This window comes from Aquibium pacificum, from assembly GCF_040839445.1.
Classification (GTDB): domain Bacteria; phylum Pseudomonadota; class Alphaproteobacteria; order Rhizobiales; family Rhizobiaceae; genus Aquibium; species Aquibium pacificus.
This window is the reverse complement of record NZ_JBDPGJ010000004.1, coordinates 322,335-336,858: the sequence shown is the minus strand read 5'-3', so window position 1 is coordinate 336,858 and position 14,524 is coordinate 322,335. Positions and strand designations below refer to the sequence as shown.

15 protein-coding genes, 1 other RNA gene and 1 pseudogene are annotated in these 14,524 nt (G+C 65.7%); 11 read left to right on the top strand and 6 right to left on the bottom strand.

Going from position 1 to position 14,524, the window contains the following annotated elements; translation table 11 throughout:
• Window positions 1–19 precede the first annotated feature (19 nt).
• Window positions 20–772 (bottom strand): TVP38/TMEM64 family protein, encoded by a 753-nt coding sequence (locus tag ABGN05_RS18125; protein ID WP_367955447.1) that lies wholly within the window; start codon window positions 770–772, stop codon window positions 20–22.
• A gap of 407 nt (window positions 773–1,179) precedes the next feature.
• Here ABGN05_RS18125 and rpmH point away from each other — a divergent pair, with 407 nt between their 5' ends.
• The 5 genes and pseudogenes from rpmH (at window position 1,180) to yihA (ending at window position 4,986) form a co-directional block, all read left to right on the top strand.
• A complete protein-coding gene (rpmH, locus tag ABGN05_RS18120; RefSeq protein WP_072602205.1) occupies window positions 1,180–1,314 on the top strand; it encodes a 50S ribosomal protein L34 in 135 nt (44 codons plus the stop codon).
• A gap of 17 nt (window positions 1,315–1,331) precedes the next feature.
• The gene (rnpA, locus tag ABGN05_RS18115) at window positions 1,332–1,694 is read left to right on the top strand and encodes a ribonuclease P protein component (protein ID WP_367955446.1); all 363 of its coding nucleotides are present in this window, start codon (window positions 1,332–1,334) and stop codon (window positions 1,692–1,694) included.
• A complete protein-coding gene (gene yidC, locus ABGN05_RS18110) occupies window positions 1,684–3,492 on the top strand; it encodes a membrane protein insertase YidC (protein WP_367955445.1) in 1,809 nt (602 codons plus the stop codon). The genes rnpA and yidC overlap by 11 nt, the downstream gene beginning before the upstream one ends.
• A 206-nt stretch (window positions 3,493–3,698) precedes the next feature.
• Window positions 3,699–4,336 (top strand): annotated as a pseudogene (locus ABGN05_RS18105) (CatB-related O-acetyltransferase).
• Window positions 4,333–4,986, top strand: a complete 654-nt coding sequence (gene yihA, locus ABGN05_RS18100) for a ribosome biogenesis GTP-binding protein YihA/YsxC (protein WP_367955444.1) — start codon at window positions 4,333–4,335, stop codon at window positions 4,984–4,986. Before ABGN05_RS18105 ends, yihA begins: the two are co-directional and overlap by 4 nt.
• A gap of 18 nt (window positions 4,987–5,004) precedes the next feature.
• On the opposite strand, the gene msrB is transcribed toward yihA, so the two are convergent.
• The 4 genes from msrB to ABGN05_RS18080 form a co-directional block, all read right to left on the bottom strand.
• A complete protein-coding gene (gene msrB, locus ABGN05_RS18095) occupies window positions 5,005–5,517 on the bottom strand; it encodes a peptide-methionine (R)-S-oxide reductase MsrB (protein ID WP_367955443.1) in 513 nt (170 codons plus the stop codon).
• Between the two features lie 232 nt (window positions 5,518–5,749).
• Complete coding sequence (locus tag ABGN05_RS18090) at window positions 5,750–6,307, bottom strand: fasciclin domain-containing protein (RefSeq protein ID WP_367955442.1); 558 nt, start codon at window positions 6,305–6,307, stop codon at window positions 5,750–5,752.
• A 125-nt stretch (window positions 6,308–6,432) separates the two neighbouring features.
• Window positions 6,433–7,161, bottom strand: a complete 729-nt coding sequence (locus ABGN05_RS18085) for an anti-sigma factor (RefSeq protein ID WP_367955441.1) — start codon at window positions 7,159–7,161, stop codon at window positions 6,433–6,435.
• Window positions 7,158–7,697 (bottom strand): sigma-70 family RNA polymerase sigma factor, encoded by a 540-nt coding sequence (locus ABGN05_RS18080; protein ID WP_367955440.1) that lies wholly within the window; start codon window positions 7,695–7,697, stop codon window positions 7,158–7,160. The genes ABGN05_RS18085 and ABGN05_RS18080 overlap by 4 nt, the downstream gene beginning before the upstream one ends.
• A gap of 101 nt (window positions 7,698–7,798) precedes the next feature.
• Here ABGN05_RS18080 and ABGN05_RS18075 point away from each other — a divergent pair, with 101 nt between their 5' ends.
• From ABGN05_RS18075 to ABGN05_RS18050, 6 genes are all read left to right on the top strand, one after another.
• Window positions 7,799–8,542, top strand: coding sequence for a ZIP family metal transporter (locus tag ABGN05_RS18075; RefSeq protein WP_367955439.1), 744 nt, complete (start codon window positions 7,799–7,801; stop codon window positions 8,540–8,542).
• 57 nt (window positions 8,543–8,599) lie between these two features.
• Window positions 8,600–10,117, top strand: a complete 1,518-nt coding sequence (locus ABGN05_RS18070; RefSeq protein ID WP_367955438.1) for an amidase — start codon at window positions 8,600–8,602, stop codon at window positions 10,115–10,117.
• Between the two features lie 314 nt (window positions 10,118–10,431).
• An RNA gene (gene ffs / locus ABGN05_RS18065) (signal recognition particle sRNA small type) lies at window positions 10,432–10,529 on the top strand.
• Window positions 10,530–10,650: 121 nt separating this feature from the next.
• Window positions 10,651–12,483, top strand: a complete 1,833-nt coding sequence (locus ABGN05_RS18060; protein ID WP_367955437.1) for a DNA polymerase III subunit gamma/tau — start codon at window positions 10,651–10,653, stop codon at window positions 12,481–12,483.
• Window positions 12,484–12,498: 15 nt separating this feature from the next.
• Complete coding sequence (locus tag ABGN05_RS18055) at window positions 12,499–12,822, top strand: YbaB/EbfC family nucleoid-associated protein (protein ID WP_367955436.1); 324 nt, start codon at window positions 12,499–12,501, stop codon at window positions 12,820–12,822.
• A gap of 108 nt (window positions 12,823–12,930) precedes the next feature.
• On the top strand, window positions 12,931–13,932 hold the full coding sequence (locus ABGN05_RS18050; protein ID WP_367955435.1) for an LLM class flavin-dependent oxidoreductase: 1,002 nt from the start codon (window positions 12,931–12,933) through the stop codon (window positions 13,930–13,932).
• A gap of 22 nt (window positions 13,933–13,954) precedes the next feature.
• Here the strand turns inward: ABGN05_RS18050 and ABGN05_RS18045 are convergent, their stop codons facing one another.
• Window positions 13,955–14,440 (bottom strand): Kazal-type serine protease inhibitor family protein, encoded by a 486-nt coding sequence (locus ABGN05_RS18045; RefSeq protein ID WP_367955434.1) that lies wholly within the window; start codon window positions 14,438–14,440, stop codon window positions 13,955–13,957.
• Between the last annotated feature and the right edge of the window lie 84 nt (window positions 14,441–14,524).

The following is a 14,524-nucleotide window of genomic DNA, read 5'->3' as shown; positions in this document are numbered from 1 at the left end:
CCGCCGCGCCCGGAACAGGTCAGTCGGCCTTGCGGTTCCTGAACTTCTTTACGACGGTGGGGATCGCCGCAACAAGGGCGAGCGCCACGAAGGCGATGGTGATCTCCGGGGTAATCAGATCGCGCAGCGAGATGTCCCGGCCGGACTGTTCGGCGGCCATGAGCACGCTTTCGAGGCCCTGGCCGAGATAGGCATAGGCGAAGGTGCCCGGCAGAATGCCGACGAACGTCGCCAGGATGTAGATACGCAGCGGCACGTGGAAGAACGCCGGGGCGATGTTGATCACCCAGAACGGAAAGATCGGCGCGAGCCGCAGTACCAGGAGATATCCGAAGGCGTCTTCCTCGAATCCAGCTGCCAGGCGCGTTGCCCTCTCCCCCAGTCGTTCGCGCAAGAGGCTCCCGAAGGCGCTGCGCGCGGCGAGGAAAAGCACGGTCGCTCCAAGCGTTGCCGCCACCGCCACGACCGCCCCGCCGAGGAGCCATCCGAAGAGCAGGCCGGCAAAGACCGTCAGGATCGAAGCGGCGGGAAACGCGAGAGCCACCGCCAGCGCATAGACAAGGAGAAATCCGATCAGCGACGACAGGGGATTGTCGGCCACGAACGCATGAAGCTGCTCGCGCCGTTCGGAGAGATAGTCGAGCGACAGGACCTCATGCAGACCCATCGCGTAGGCGACCGCAAGGCCAGCGACGACCACGGCGATCGGCGCGAAACGTAACAGGCGGCTGCGGTCGCTTCTCGTCGAGATCTTGTCGGAGGCTGCGGACAAGGCTTCGCTTTCTGTTTGCGCGAACGTGACTACTGTCTTCCGCGCGACCGGGTATCGCAAGGTCCGATGCGTCGGCCCTCTCATACCCATCATGCCCACTTGGGCCACGCGAAGAGAGCCTGCAAGGGTTTCACCGGAGGTCTCACCGTCTGTTGAGGGACATGCGGGGGCCATTCACGCCCGGGTGAACCGGCGCTGTGCCCGCGAGTTGCGCCTTCCGCCCCGCACACGCAGGCAAGATGACTTTGCGGGACCGGCGAATTGACTCCGCCCGGGTCGATCCGTATAAGCCGCCGCACGTTCGGGTCCACGGTCCGGCGCGACGTTTGTCGTGACCGCCCCCGCCCGACAGCTCCTGCTCTCGAGAGACAGAACCAAGAAGGGCCGCACTCCGCGGTATCAAAGAAATGAAGCGCACGTACCAACCTTCCAAGCTCGTTCGCAAGCGCCGCCACGGCTTCCGTGCGCGCATGGCAACCAAGGGCGGCCGCGACGTCATCGCCGCACGCCGCAACCGCGGCCGCAAGCGTCTTTCGGCCTGACCGGAAAGCCGCACTCCTTGCCGGAGGCGCGCGACGCGCAACGCTCCCCGCAGCGTCTCAAGAAGCGGGCCGACTTCCTGGCGACGCGACGCGGCGAGAAGCGGCGCGGGCGCTTGTTCCTGCTTGAGGTGCTCGACCGGCAGGACGGCGGCGAACCGCGGTTCGGACTGACCGTCACGAAGAAGACCGGCAACGCCGTCGTCCGCAACAGAATCCGGCGGCGTCTGAAAGAAGCAGTGCGCGTTCACGCCGCTGGTGACATGGCGGCAGGCAACGACTATGTGATTGTCGGGCGCCGCGAGATACTCGCCGCGCCGTTCGATGCCTTGAAGGCCGAGCTTTCCCGACGAATTCGCGGAACCACTCCCGATGGAAAATAATCGCAATTTCTTCATCACGATCGCGCTGTCGATCCTGATTCTGACGGTGTGGCAGGTGTTCTACATGAACCCGCGCATCGAGCGGCAGCGGGAGGTCGCGCGAATCGAGCAGGAACGGACCGCGCAGCAGGACCAGAGCGTCGCGAGCCCGGGCGGGACTACGCCCGCCATCCCGACGGCACCGGGAACCGGTGTGCCCGGCGCCTCGGCCGTGACACAGGCGACGGACCGCGCCGGCGCGCTCGCCTCCAGCGGCAGGGTGAAGATCGAGACTCCGAGCCTGTCGGGGTCCATCAATCTCACCGGCGCCCGCATCGACGACCTTTTGCTCAAGGACTATCACGTCACCGTCGACAAGAACTCAGCCAACATCGATCTCCTCAATCCGGCTTCGCTTCCGCACGGCTATTATGCCGAGGTGGGGTTCACCGGTGGCACGCAGGCGGGAAACTTTCCGGGGCCGGACACGGTCTGGAGCGTCGAAGGCCAGCCGGTGCTGACGCCGGATACGCCGGTGCAACTGACCTATACGAACGACACCGGTCTGACCTTCACGCGCACGATCTCCATCGACGACGACTACATGTTCACCATCTCCGATGCGGTGAGCAATGCAGGGAGCGAACCGGTGGCGTTGAACAGCTACGGCCGCGTCACCCGCTTCTTCAAGCCGCAGACGGCGAGCGTCTACGTCCTCCATGAGGGCCTGATCGGAGTGACGGGCGAGGACGGGCTGAAGGAGGTCGACTATTCCGACGTCGAAGAAGACAAGCTGATCATCCCTTCGAAATCCTCCGACGGCTGGCTGGGCATCACCGACAAGTATTGGGCGGTGGCTCTGGTGCCTCGCGGGGAGAGTTTTCAGCCGCGATACGCCTATTTCGACGACGGCCGCCCGCGCTACCAGTCCGACTTCCTCTCCGATCCCGTCACGATCGCGCCCGGGCAAACGCAGACGGTCGAGACGCTCCTCTTCGCCGGCGCCAAGGAAGTGGCGCAGATCACCAACTACGAGGAGAACCTGCAGATCCGCCAGTTCGATCTCCTGATCGACTGGGGCTGGTTCTATTTCATCACCAAGCCGATGTTCTGGCTCATCGACCATCTCTACAAGCTGCTCGGCAACTTCGGCCTCGCCATCCTGGCCACGACCGTCATCGTCAAGGCCATCTTCTTCCCGCTCGCCAACAAGTCCTACAAGTCGATGGCGAACATGAAGAAGATGCAGCCCGCCATGCTGGAGATTCGCGAGAAATACGGCGACGACCGCATGAAGCAGCAGCAGGCGATGATGGAGCTCTACAAGAAGGAAAAGATCAATCCGATCGCCGGCTGCTGGCCGATCCTGATCCAGATTCCCGTCTTCTTCGCGCTCTACAAGGTTCTCTACATCACGATCGAGATGCGACACGCGCCGTTCTTCGGCTGGATCCACGATCTCGCCGCGCCGGATCCGACGTCGCTCTTCAACCTGTTCGGACTGCTTCCCTACGACGTGCCGGCCTTCCTGATGATCGGCGTCTGGCCGCTGATCATGGGCGTCACGATGTTCCTGCAGATGCGCATGAACCCGACGCCGCCGGACCCGACGCAGGCGATGATCTTCACCTGGATGCCGGTCGTGTTCACCTTCATGCTGGCGACCTTCCCGGCCGGGCTGGTGATCTACTGGGCCTGGAACAACACGCTCTCGATCATCCAGCAGGGCATCATAATGAAGCGGCAGGGCGCCAAGATCGAACTCTGGGACAACCTCGTCGGGCTGTTCAAGAAGAAGGACAAGCAGCCGGCGGAATAGCCGCCGGTTGTGATGACGCGGGCTGCCCGCTCGCGTCGAAATGGTCTGTGCTCGCCGGATTGAACGGGCAAGTGGACAGGTTGCGGCGTTTCGGAAGCGAGGAACTCCGCCAGTGAACAGGTAAGCGGATCTGCGGACGTCAGGCATCATCACGCCCGGCCGGACCATGCCGCTCGAGACCGTCCCTGTCTAAACTGGAGTTCCCAATGCGCGTGCCCGATCCCTACGACACGAATCCCCTGCCGTTCCATCCGCGAACGGCCTTTCTCAAGCCGCTGGTCACCCGATCGACCATCAGCGTCGGCGACTATACCTACTATGACGATCCGCTTGGCCCGAGCGCTTCGAGGAGCACTGCGTGCTCTACCACTACGACTTCATCGGCGACCGGCTGGAAATCGGCCGCTATTGCGCCATCGCGGCGAACACCCGCTTCATCATGAACGGCGCCAACCATGTCATGGACGGGTTCTCTACTTTTCCGTTCGCCATATTCGGCGGCGCATGGCGTGACAACTACGATCTTGCGAAGCTCGGTGGCGCGAACCGCGGCGACACGCTGGTCGGAAACGACGTATGGTTCGGCATGGAGGCAATGGTCATGCCGGGGGTGAAGATCGGCGACGGGGCGGTGATCGGCGCTGGCGCGGTCGTCGGTAGCGACGTTCCATCCTTTGCGGTCGCCGTCGGGAATCCGGCACGGATCGCCCGTATGCGGTTCGACGTCGCGACGATCACGCGACTGTTGCGCATTGCCTGGTGGAACTGGCCGGTTGACAAGGTGACTCGCAACATCGATGCCATAACCGGAAACGACCTGGCACGACTGGAGAAGGCCGAGTGAGCGACGTTCCCGCCCCGGAGGCGACGGCCTTCCCGCGTCCGTGGATCTTCATCCGCGGCGTTCCCGCCATGAAGTTCCTGCCGCCCGAGGGACCGCCGGAAATCGCGTTTGCCGGCCGGTCCAACGTCGGCAAGTCCTCGCTCATCAACGCGCTGGTCGGCCAGAAGGCGCTTGCCCGGACGTCCAACACGCCGGGACGGACGCAGGAACTGAATTACTTCGTGCCGGATGGCTATTCGGGCGACGCGGGCGACCTGCCGCCGGTGGCCCTGGTGGACATGCCGGGATACGGGTACGCCCAGGCACCGAAGGACCTCGTCGACAACTGGACGAAGCTCGTCTTCGACTATCTGCGCGGGCGGGTGACGCTGAAGCGCGTCTATCTGCTCATCGATGCGCGACACGGCATCAAGACGATCGACGGGGAAGTGATGGACCTTCTCGACAAGGCCGCTGTCTCCTACCAGCTCGTGCTGACCAAGACGGACAAGATCAAGCCGCCTGCAGTGACGAAGCTGCTGGCGGAGACGCTCGAAAAGATAAGGAAGAGGCCCGCCGCCTTCCCCGCGGTCATTGCGACCTCGTCGGAGAAAGGCGCGGGCCTGGACGACCTTCGCGCGGCGATCATGACCGCCGCCGCGGACAAGTAGGTAAGGCGCGCCCCGCGATCAGGCGGCTCCGGCGGGCCGGAACGTCAAGGCCAGGCCGTTGAGGCAATGGCGCTTGCCGGTCGGCGGCGGGCCGTCATCGAAGATGTGTCCGAAATGTCCGCCGCAGCGGCGGCAATGCACTTCGGTGCGAGTCATGAAAAGCGTATTGTCCGACTTCGTGCCGATGGCATTGGGCAGCGACTCCCAGAAGCTCGGCCAGCCGGTACCTGAATCGTACTTCGCTTCGGAGGAATAGGCGGCGAGATCACAGCCCGCGCAATGGAAGACGCCCTTGCGCTTCTCGTGGTTAAGGGGGCTGGTGCCCGCGCGCTCGGTCGCTTCCTCGCGCAGGACGGCATATTGTTCGGGGGAAAGCTGTGCCTTCCATTCGGCCTCGGTCTTCGTGATCTCGAATGTCTCGTCGGTCTTGGCCATGGCATCGGGTCCCATGCTGCGGACACGCAACAAGGATGCGCCCGCCAGAAGAGCGGCGGCACCGGCGCCCGCGTAGAGGAAAGTACGGCGTTTCATGGTTTTGCTCCTTTGCTCGCATGTAGCGCAGAGAGGAGGTCACGGCGAAATCAACTCGCCTTGAAAGCGGAAAGTCCACTTTCCGAAAGATGGGAACTCCCGTTCCGGCACTTAGCAACTGACGATGCCCCGCGTCACGGATCGCGCGTTTGCGATCCCGCGACGCGAGGCACGCCGCCCGCACGCATCTTGGGTAGAACCGGAGGGACGTTCGCGCGCGGACGAGACTGGATCAGGCTGCCGGAAGCAGGACCTTGTCGATGACGTGGATGACGCCGTTCGACTGGTCGACGTCGGCGATCGTGACGGTGGCGACTCCGCCGGTCTCGTCGGTGAGCGTGATCTTGTCGCCGTCCATCTTGGCCTGCAGGGTGCAGCCGCCGACGGTCGGGACCGGGTGCGTGCCGCCGTCGTCGGCGATCATCTTGCCGATCGCATCCGACATGGCATCGGCCGACACGACGTGGCAGGTCAGCACCTTGGTGAGTTGATCCTTGTTCTCGGGCTTCAGCAGCGTGTCGACGGTGCCGGCCGGCAGCGCCTCGAAGGCTTCGTCAGTCGGTGCGAAGACGGTGAACGGGCCGGGACCCGAGAGCGTCTCGACGAGGCCGGCTGCCTTCACGGCGGCGACCAGGGTCTCGTGGTCGGCGGAGTTCACGGCGTTTTCGACGATGTTCTTGTCCGGATACATCGCCGCGCCGCCCACCATCGGGTTTTCGGCGTGGGCGAAGGTGGCGAGCGCCGAAAGCGCGACAGCTCCGGCGAGGATCTTTGCGGTGAGATTGCGCATAGGATGAGGTCTCCCTGTTTTCCTGCCTCTCTCGACTGGAGGCAGGTGGAGACACGGGTTGCGTGAGGATTAAGTTTCGACGGGCCGATCACGAAAACGTCAGGCTCGCGTGAGGCGAAACCGGCTCAGATCTCGCGCAGGTCGCCCGCGGCCACGACAGGCCCGGTCGGCTGTCCGGTGGGGGAACCGCCCCTCGGCTCAAGGCTGATGGCAAAGACCGCGCCCTGCTCGATCTTCCGGCTCAGGGCCTGGTCGACCGCAAGGTGGACGCTGGTGCCGGCCGGCACGACGCCAAGCGAGGCGGGAGGCTGGTCGCCTTCGATGACCCACAATTCGAAGTCCTGGTCGGCGCCGCGTTCGCCGGTCACGTGCGAGAGGCCGATGTCGTTCTCGCGGGCATCGTAGACGACGAAGTAATGCACGTCGCTCTGCTGCGGTGCCAGTGACGCCACGAGCCGCCCGGCCCCTTGTTCAGGCTGCCCGGGCTGTCCGAGGTAAGGCTGGACTGCCAACAGCGCGACCGCCACGACCGCCGCCGCGGTCAGCCCGCGCCACAAGGCCAGGCTGCTCCACAGGCCGGCGGGTCCGGATGAGCGGGAGCCCGCTTCCGCTGGCCCGTTCGCGAACAGCCGCTCATCGAGCTTCCGTTTGGCCGATGCGGGCGGTTCTGCGGGGACGAACTCGTCCATGGGAGAAAGGTGCGCCTCCCACTGGTCGACCAGCCGGGCGAACGCGGGATCGGACTCGATCCGCGCGGACACCGCGCGGCGCTCGTCGGCCGAAAGCACGCCCACGACGTATTCGGCGGCGAGCGTGTCGTCGTCCCGGGGATCGTTGTCGTGCGCCGGGTTCATCGCTCCAGGCATTCCCTCAGTTTCATCAGGCTGCGCCGCAGCCAGGTTCGCATCGTATTGAGCGGAACGCCGAAGCGTTCGGCAAGCTCGGCATAGGAGAATCCGCTCAGATAAGCAGCCTTGACCGCCGCCGCGCGGTCGTTCTCCAGTTCGTCGAGGCAACTGAAAACGCGCGCCCGTTCACCCGCCGCCATGGTCAGCGCCTCGGGGCCTGGCGTGGGATCGACGATGCCGGTTGCCTCGTCCAGTTCGACCGTTGCCCGCCGTCGCGCCCTGATCCGGTCGATCGAGTGGTTGCGCGCGATCGCCACGAGCCAGGAGATCGGGCTGAGCTCGGAGACGGCGAACCGGTCCGCCTTGGCCCAGATCTTGATATAGACGTCCTGCAGCGCCTCTTCCGCTTCCGCCCTGTCCCTCAAAATACGCAGGCAGACACCAAAGAGTTTCGCGCTGGTGTGGCGATAGAGCAGGTCGAAAGCCGCGCGGTCCTTCATGGAGGTGCGGACGATCAGCTTGGTGATGTCTGGCGCCGTCATGTATCCCGGTTTCTCGTGGCCGCGCTTCGCAGACAGGCTTGCACGCTCGCGGCCTTCGCAGTCAACTGACCGGCCTGTAAAACATATGCGAGCACCGTCACATGGATCTGCTGATCGCACTGTCCTGGGGTCTCTTCGCGGGCAGCTCACTGCTGATCGGCGCGGGTGTCGGCTGGTTCGCCAAACCGTCGCCGCGCCTGATCGCCGCGGTCATGGCCTTCGGATCGGGCGTGCTCGTCTCCGCCATCGCCTTCGACCTGATGGACGAGGCCCAGGCGACCGGCGGACTGGCGGCGTCCTCCGCCGGCTTCGTGGCGGGCGCGGTGGGGTTCACGGCCGGCGCGCTGCTTCTGGCGCGCGCGGGGGCTCATGGCCGCAAGCGCTCCTCGCGCGCGGATGCATCGGCCGCCACGGCGGCGGCTGCGATCGCGCTCGGCTCAGTGTTCGACGGTATCCCGGAATCGATCGTGATCGGGCTAAGCCTGCTCGAGGGCGAAGGCGTGTCGCTGCCCATCGTCGCGGCAATCTTCCTCTCGAACTTCCCGGAAGGGATGTCGAGTTCCGCGGGAATGAAATCCTCCGGCCTCCCGGCGCGCTACGTCTTCGGCCTGTGGGCGGGCATCGCGGCGCTGTGCGGCCTCGGATCCGTGATCGGCTACCACTTCTTCGCGGGCGTGCCGCAGGAATACATCGCGGTCGCGCAAGGGGTCGCGGCCGGCGCCATGCTGGCCATGATCGCCGACACGATGATTCCGGAGGCCTTCGACGAGGCGCATGACGCAGCCGGGCTGATCACCGCCGGCGGGTTCCTGGCGGCATTCCTGCTGTCCCACATGTTCTCATAGTGCGCCGGCGTTGCGCCGAACGCGCGGCACCGCTAGCCTCGGGAAGGGGGAGACGCCATGAACGACATCGAGACGCTGCTTTGGGAAACCGACGCCACGGGACTGGCGGAACGTGTAAACGGGGGCGACGTCGCGCCGCTGGAACTCGTCGATGCGGCGATCGCTCGCGCCGAGGCGACCGGCCACGATATCAACGCCATCGCCGAGAAGCTCTACGACAGCGCACGCGAACAGGCGAAGGCGGTCGATCGCGCACTCCCTTTTGCCGGCGTTCCGTTCGCCATCAAGGACCTGGCGATCGCGATCGAAGGCGTCCCAATGCATTCAGGGAGCACGGCGCCCCCGCTGGTCCCCGATTTCAGCTCCGTCATGGTGGACCGCTATCGCGCGGCCGGGCTTATCCCGATCGCCACCTCGACGTCGCCCGAATACGGCTTGCGGCTGGTCACCGAATCGAAGCGCTTCGGGATCACCCGCAACCCGTGGAACCGCAATCACGTGACCGGTGGCTCATCCGGCGGCGCCGCGGCGCTCGTTGCGGCGGGCGTGGTCCCAGCCGCCCACGCCTCCGACGGCGGCGGCTCGATCCGCGTGCCAGCGGCGTGCTGCGGGCTGGTAGGCCTCAAGACGTCGCGCGGGCGTATCCCGCTGACGCCACTCTCCTCGGAGAGCTGGTATGGGTTCGTCGTCGATCACGTCGTCACCCGCTCGGTACGCGACAGCGCCCGTCTCCTCGACCTCACGCACGGACCGGACCTGCTGGCGCCCTACCAGGCACGGGAACCGTCGGAGCCCTTCGCTCAGGCCGCCGCGCGCGATCCCGGCAAGCTGACGATCGGTGTCTACAGGAAATCGCCGCTCGGCCTGGAGATTTCCTCTGATACGATGATCGCGCTGGAGAAGGCCGTGTCGCTTGCCCGGGACGGTGGCCATTCGGTCGAGGAGATCGACCTGCCGATGATCGACCGCGCCTTCATGGCTGATTTTGCGCGGGCCGTCGCCTCGGCGACTGCGGGCTTCGTGCGGGCGGAGAGCATCCGCAACGGCCGCTCCATCGGCCCGGAGCTCGAACGCGCCACACGCGTCCTGGCACGCTTCGGCGAGGTCTTCTCGGCGGGCGAGCTCTACGCGGCCCTGGAGCGCTTAGCCGCCGCCTCGCGGGACCTGATCGCGCGGACGGCCAAATACGACGCGGTCCTGATGCCGGTCATTGCCCATCCGCCACTCAAGGTCGGCGCTATGAACCCGACCGGGGCAGACGAATTCCTGGAGAACACGCTCGACAGGCTGCGCCTGACGCGGCTGCTCAGGATAGACCAGTTCCTGGGTCAGCTGATGGACAAGAGCCTGTGGTTCACCCACTGGCCGGCGATCCAGAACGTCACCGGGCAGCCTTCGATCTCGATGCCCGTCCATGTCACCGATGCGGGCCTGCCGATCGGCATCCAGGCGGCGGGACGCCCGGGCGATGAGACGACGCTGCTCTCCTTCGCAGCCCAGATGGAGAAGCTGTCGGGCTGGCTCGACCGCCGGGCTCCGCTCCGCAGGCCAGAAGCGATCCCGGCAGCGGCTTGATTTTGCGACCGGCGTCGATCGCTTGGTAAAAGGCTTCGCCCGGCCGGCCAAAATCCTTTGGTGGGGCATTCCGGCGGCGAAGCAAACGTTGCGAATGAAGGGCGCCGTCAGCGACGGTCTTGTCTCCTCGTTGCGCGTGATCGTTCATTCATGCAAATTTCTGGTTGCATATGGTATCGAGAGCGGCCGGGGTGTCGCATGATGCATTTGCACTATGCAGCGAACGATCGTGGCGACCGAGCCGGATTCAGAGCCGTGGCATAAAGCACGGACCTCCCTTGCATTCGGCATCACAATCCCCGATATGGAAGCCGGGAGGTTGGTGGTGGACGAGCCACTCGCCAACCGGGTCAGGTCCGGAAGGAAGCAGCCCTAACGAGCCAAGGCACGGGTCACCGTGCCAGCCTCCCACCTTTCCACCCGCTCGCGGCGGTCCGGATGCAGCCGGATGAGGCATTGACGCGTCAGTGTCGGCACGCGACATTTGGCTTTCGACCCATGCCGACGACAGCCACATGGAGGCACTCCGACCGATGAGCGAGGCCGGCAAAGCCGACAACGCGGATGGCAAGGCCTATCGCGTCCTGGCCCGGAAGTACCGTCCGGCCAGCTTTTCCGACCTGATCGGCCAGGAGCCCTTGGTGCGCACGCTGACCAACGCGTTCGCCGCCAACCGTATCGCCCAGGCCTGGATGCTGACCGGCGTGCGCGGCGTGGGCAAGACCACCACAGCCCGTATCCTCGCCCGCGCGCTGAACTACAAAACCCCCGACATCGACCGTCCCAGCATCGATCTCGCCGAGCCCGGCGAGCACTGCAAGGCGATCATGGAAGGCCGCCATGTCGACGTCATCGAGATGGATGCCGCCTCCCACACCGGCATCGACGACATCCGCGAGATCATCGAGCAGGTGCGCTATGCACCCGTTGCGGCGCGCTACAAGGTCTACATCATCGACGAGGTGCACATGCTTTCCACGCAGGCCTTCAACGGCCTGCTGAAGACGCTGGAAGAGCCGCCGCCGCACGTGAAGTTCATCTTCGCCACTACCGAGATCCGCAAGGTTCCGATCACGGTGCTGTCGCGCTGCCAGCGCTTCGACCTGAGGCGTGTCGATGCCGGCCTACTGGTGGAGCACCTGCGAAGGATCGCAAGCAAGGAGGACGTCGCCGTCGAGGACGAGGCGCTGGCCATGGTAGCGCGCGCGGCCGAAGGGTCGGTGCGCGACGCGCTGTCGATCTTCGACCAGGCCATCGCCCATGGTGCCGGAAAGGTAACGGGCGAAGCCGTGCGCGCAATGCTCGGCCTCGCCGACCGGGCGCGCGTCATCGACCTTTTCGAAAGCCTCATGCGCGGCGACGTCGCCGCGGCGATCACGGAGTATCGCGCGCAGTATGACGGTGGTGCCGATCCGGCCGTGATCCTCACAGACCTTGCGGAGTTCAACCATCTGGTGACGCGCCTGCGCTTCGTGCCGGAGGCGGCGCAGGACGCGTCGCTGACGGAGGACGAGAGAACGCGCGGCGTCGACTTTTCGAAGCGCCTGTCGGTGCGGGTTCTGTCGCGCACCTGGCAGATGCTCCTCAAGGGCATTTCCGAGGTACAGGGCTCGAACCGGCCCGTCAGTGCCGGCGAAATGGTGCTGATCAGGATTGCGCATGCCGCGAGCCTGCCTACCCTCGACGAGGCCTTGAAGTCGCTGGAAGACGGCGCGCCCGCCCTGTCGGGTCCCGGCTCCGCGCCGCGTATCGGCAATGGCGGCGCCGCGCAGCCCGCGCCCGCGATGTCCACAGCTTCAGGCGCGCTCGTTTCCCAACACCGCATGCCGTCTTCCGGCGGAGGGCAGGCGATGCGTCTTGTGGAGACATCTCCCGCGCCGGCGCCGGAGAGCCTGCCGCAGCCGGCGGAGCCTGAACCCGAGTCTCAGATCGTGCCGGTCAGGTCGCTGGAGGAGTTCGCGACCCTCGCCGACGCCAACCGCGACCTCGCCTTCAAGGTGCAGCTGAAGCGTTGCGTGCGTCTGGTGCGCATCGAGCCGGGCAAGCTGGAGGTGAGCCTCACCGACGACGCGCCCAAGACGCTGCTCAACGACATGACCACGCGGCTCAAGGCCTGGACTGGCCGCAACTGGTTCGTTTCGCTGTCGCGCGACGCGGGCGGTCGGACCATGGCGGAAGTCGAGGTCGACAAGCGAGAGACCGCGCTGCTCGACGCCAGGTCAGATCCGGCGGTCGCGGCGATCCTCGCCCGCTTTCCGGGCTCGAAAATCATAGACGTACGCATTCCCGACGCGGCGGTCGCGGGCGCGATGGACGATCCCTCGCTGCCGGTGGAGCCCGCCGTCGAAGACGACGACGAAATCTGACGAAAGGACGACACGATGAAGGATCTGATGGGCCTCATGGGCAAGGCCAAGGAGATGCAGGCGAAATTTCAGGCCATGCAGGAGGAGATTGCCCAGATCGAAGCCGCGGGCCAGGCCGGCGGCGGCCTGGTAACCGTTACACTTTCCGGCAAGGGCGAGATGAAGTCGCTGAAGATCGACCCGTCGCTCTTCAAGGAGGACGATGTCGAGGTCCTCGAGGACCTGATCCTCGCCGCCCATAACGACGCCAAGGCCAAGCTCGAGGCGACGATGCAGAAGAAGACGCAGGAACTAACCGCCGGCCTGCCGATCCCGCCCGGCTTCAAGATGCCTTTCTGACAGCGCCTTCCCGGCCTCGCTGAGGCGCGAGCACATGGTTCGGGGCGAGCCGGACTTTCCTGCCGCTTCCTCCTTGGACGACGGGGAGCAACTCCCCATATCCGGCCCATGATCCCGATCTCAGTCCTCGACCTCTCCCCCGTTCCCGAAGGTTCCGATGCGGCGCAGTCGCTGCGGAACTCGCTCGATCTCGCCCGGCATGCCGAGCGATGGGGCTACCGGCGCTATTGGCTCGCCGAACATCACAACATGCCCGGCATCGCCAGCGCGGCGACGGCGGTCACGATTGCCCATGTCGCGGCGGGGACGTCGACGATCCGCGTCGGTGCCGGTGGCATCATGCTGCCGAACCACGCGCCGCTCATGGTCGCGGAAGCTTTCGGCACGCTGGCGGCACTCCATCCCGGCCGCATCGATCTCGGCATCGGTCGCGCTCCGGGAACGGACATGGCGACGGCCCGGGCGCTGCGCCGCAACCTGAACGCCGACATCAGCGCATTTCCGCAGGACGTGATCGAGCTCCTCGGCTATTTCAAACCTCTCCAGGAGGGGCAGCGGGTCCAGGCGGTGCCGGGCGCGGGCCTCGACGTGCCGGTCTGGATACTCGGCTCCAGCCTCTACGGGGCGCAGCTTGCGGCGGCGCTGGGCCTGCCCTACGCCTTCGCCTCGCATTTCGCGCCGGCGGAGCTGGAGAGCGCGATGGCGATCTACCGTCAGCGCTTCGAGCCGTCGCAATATCTGGACAGGCCCTACGTGATGCTTGGCATGAGCGTCTTCGCGGCCGAGACCGACGCGGAGGCACGGCTTCTGTTCTCGTCCCAGCAGCAGGCCTTTGTGAACTTGCGCACCGGCCGACCCGGCAAGCTGCCTCCGCCGGTAGAGAACTTCTACGAGAGCCTCGACCCGATGGCGCGCATGATGCTGGACCAGGCCCTGTCCTGCGCCGTCGTCGGCTCGCCGGAGACGGTCAGACGCGGCGTAGAGGAGTTCGCCCGCCGGACCGGAGCGGACGAACTGATGGTGACCGGGCAGATCTTCGACCACACGGCGCGCCTGCGCTCCTACGAAATCCTCGCAGACGCGCACCGGGCGCTGTCGGAAGCCGCCTGAGCGGCGTTCCGGCGGCGTTGCCTCAACACGGCCCCTGACGGATGATGGTGTAGTTCGCGACACCGGCCTCGCAGCCGTTTCCGAACGTCCGCACATGCGATCCGCGGCGCGCACAGACGGGCTCGTACACCTGCGTGCAAGAGAGCCCGCCCGGCTGTGGGCCCGGAGGATTGATCGGACCGGGACCCGGGCCTGGGCCAGGAGGCGGTCCGGGAGGCGGCGGTGGTCCCGGAGGCGGTGGCGTGACGGGACCGCCCGAGCGGCGGCACTGTCCCGGATAGATGACCCGGTAGCGTTCCTTGCGCGCCTCGCAGGCATTGGCGAACGTCGCGCGGTCGCGGCCCCGTTCCGCACAGACCGGGTCGTAGATGCGAGGACAGAACTGCGGGCCCGGACCCGGGCCGGGATTGTAGGGCGGCGGTCCGCTTTCGACCACACAGGAAGAAAGCGCCACGAAGGCCATCAGCCCGGCAGCGCGCGTGATGTGTCCGAAGCTCGGTGAAGACATTCGATTCTCCCGCAACGAATGCGCACATTGCACCAACAGTCGTGCTGGAGACAATGGCTGAATGATATCACAGATGGAGCCGGC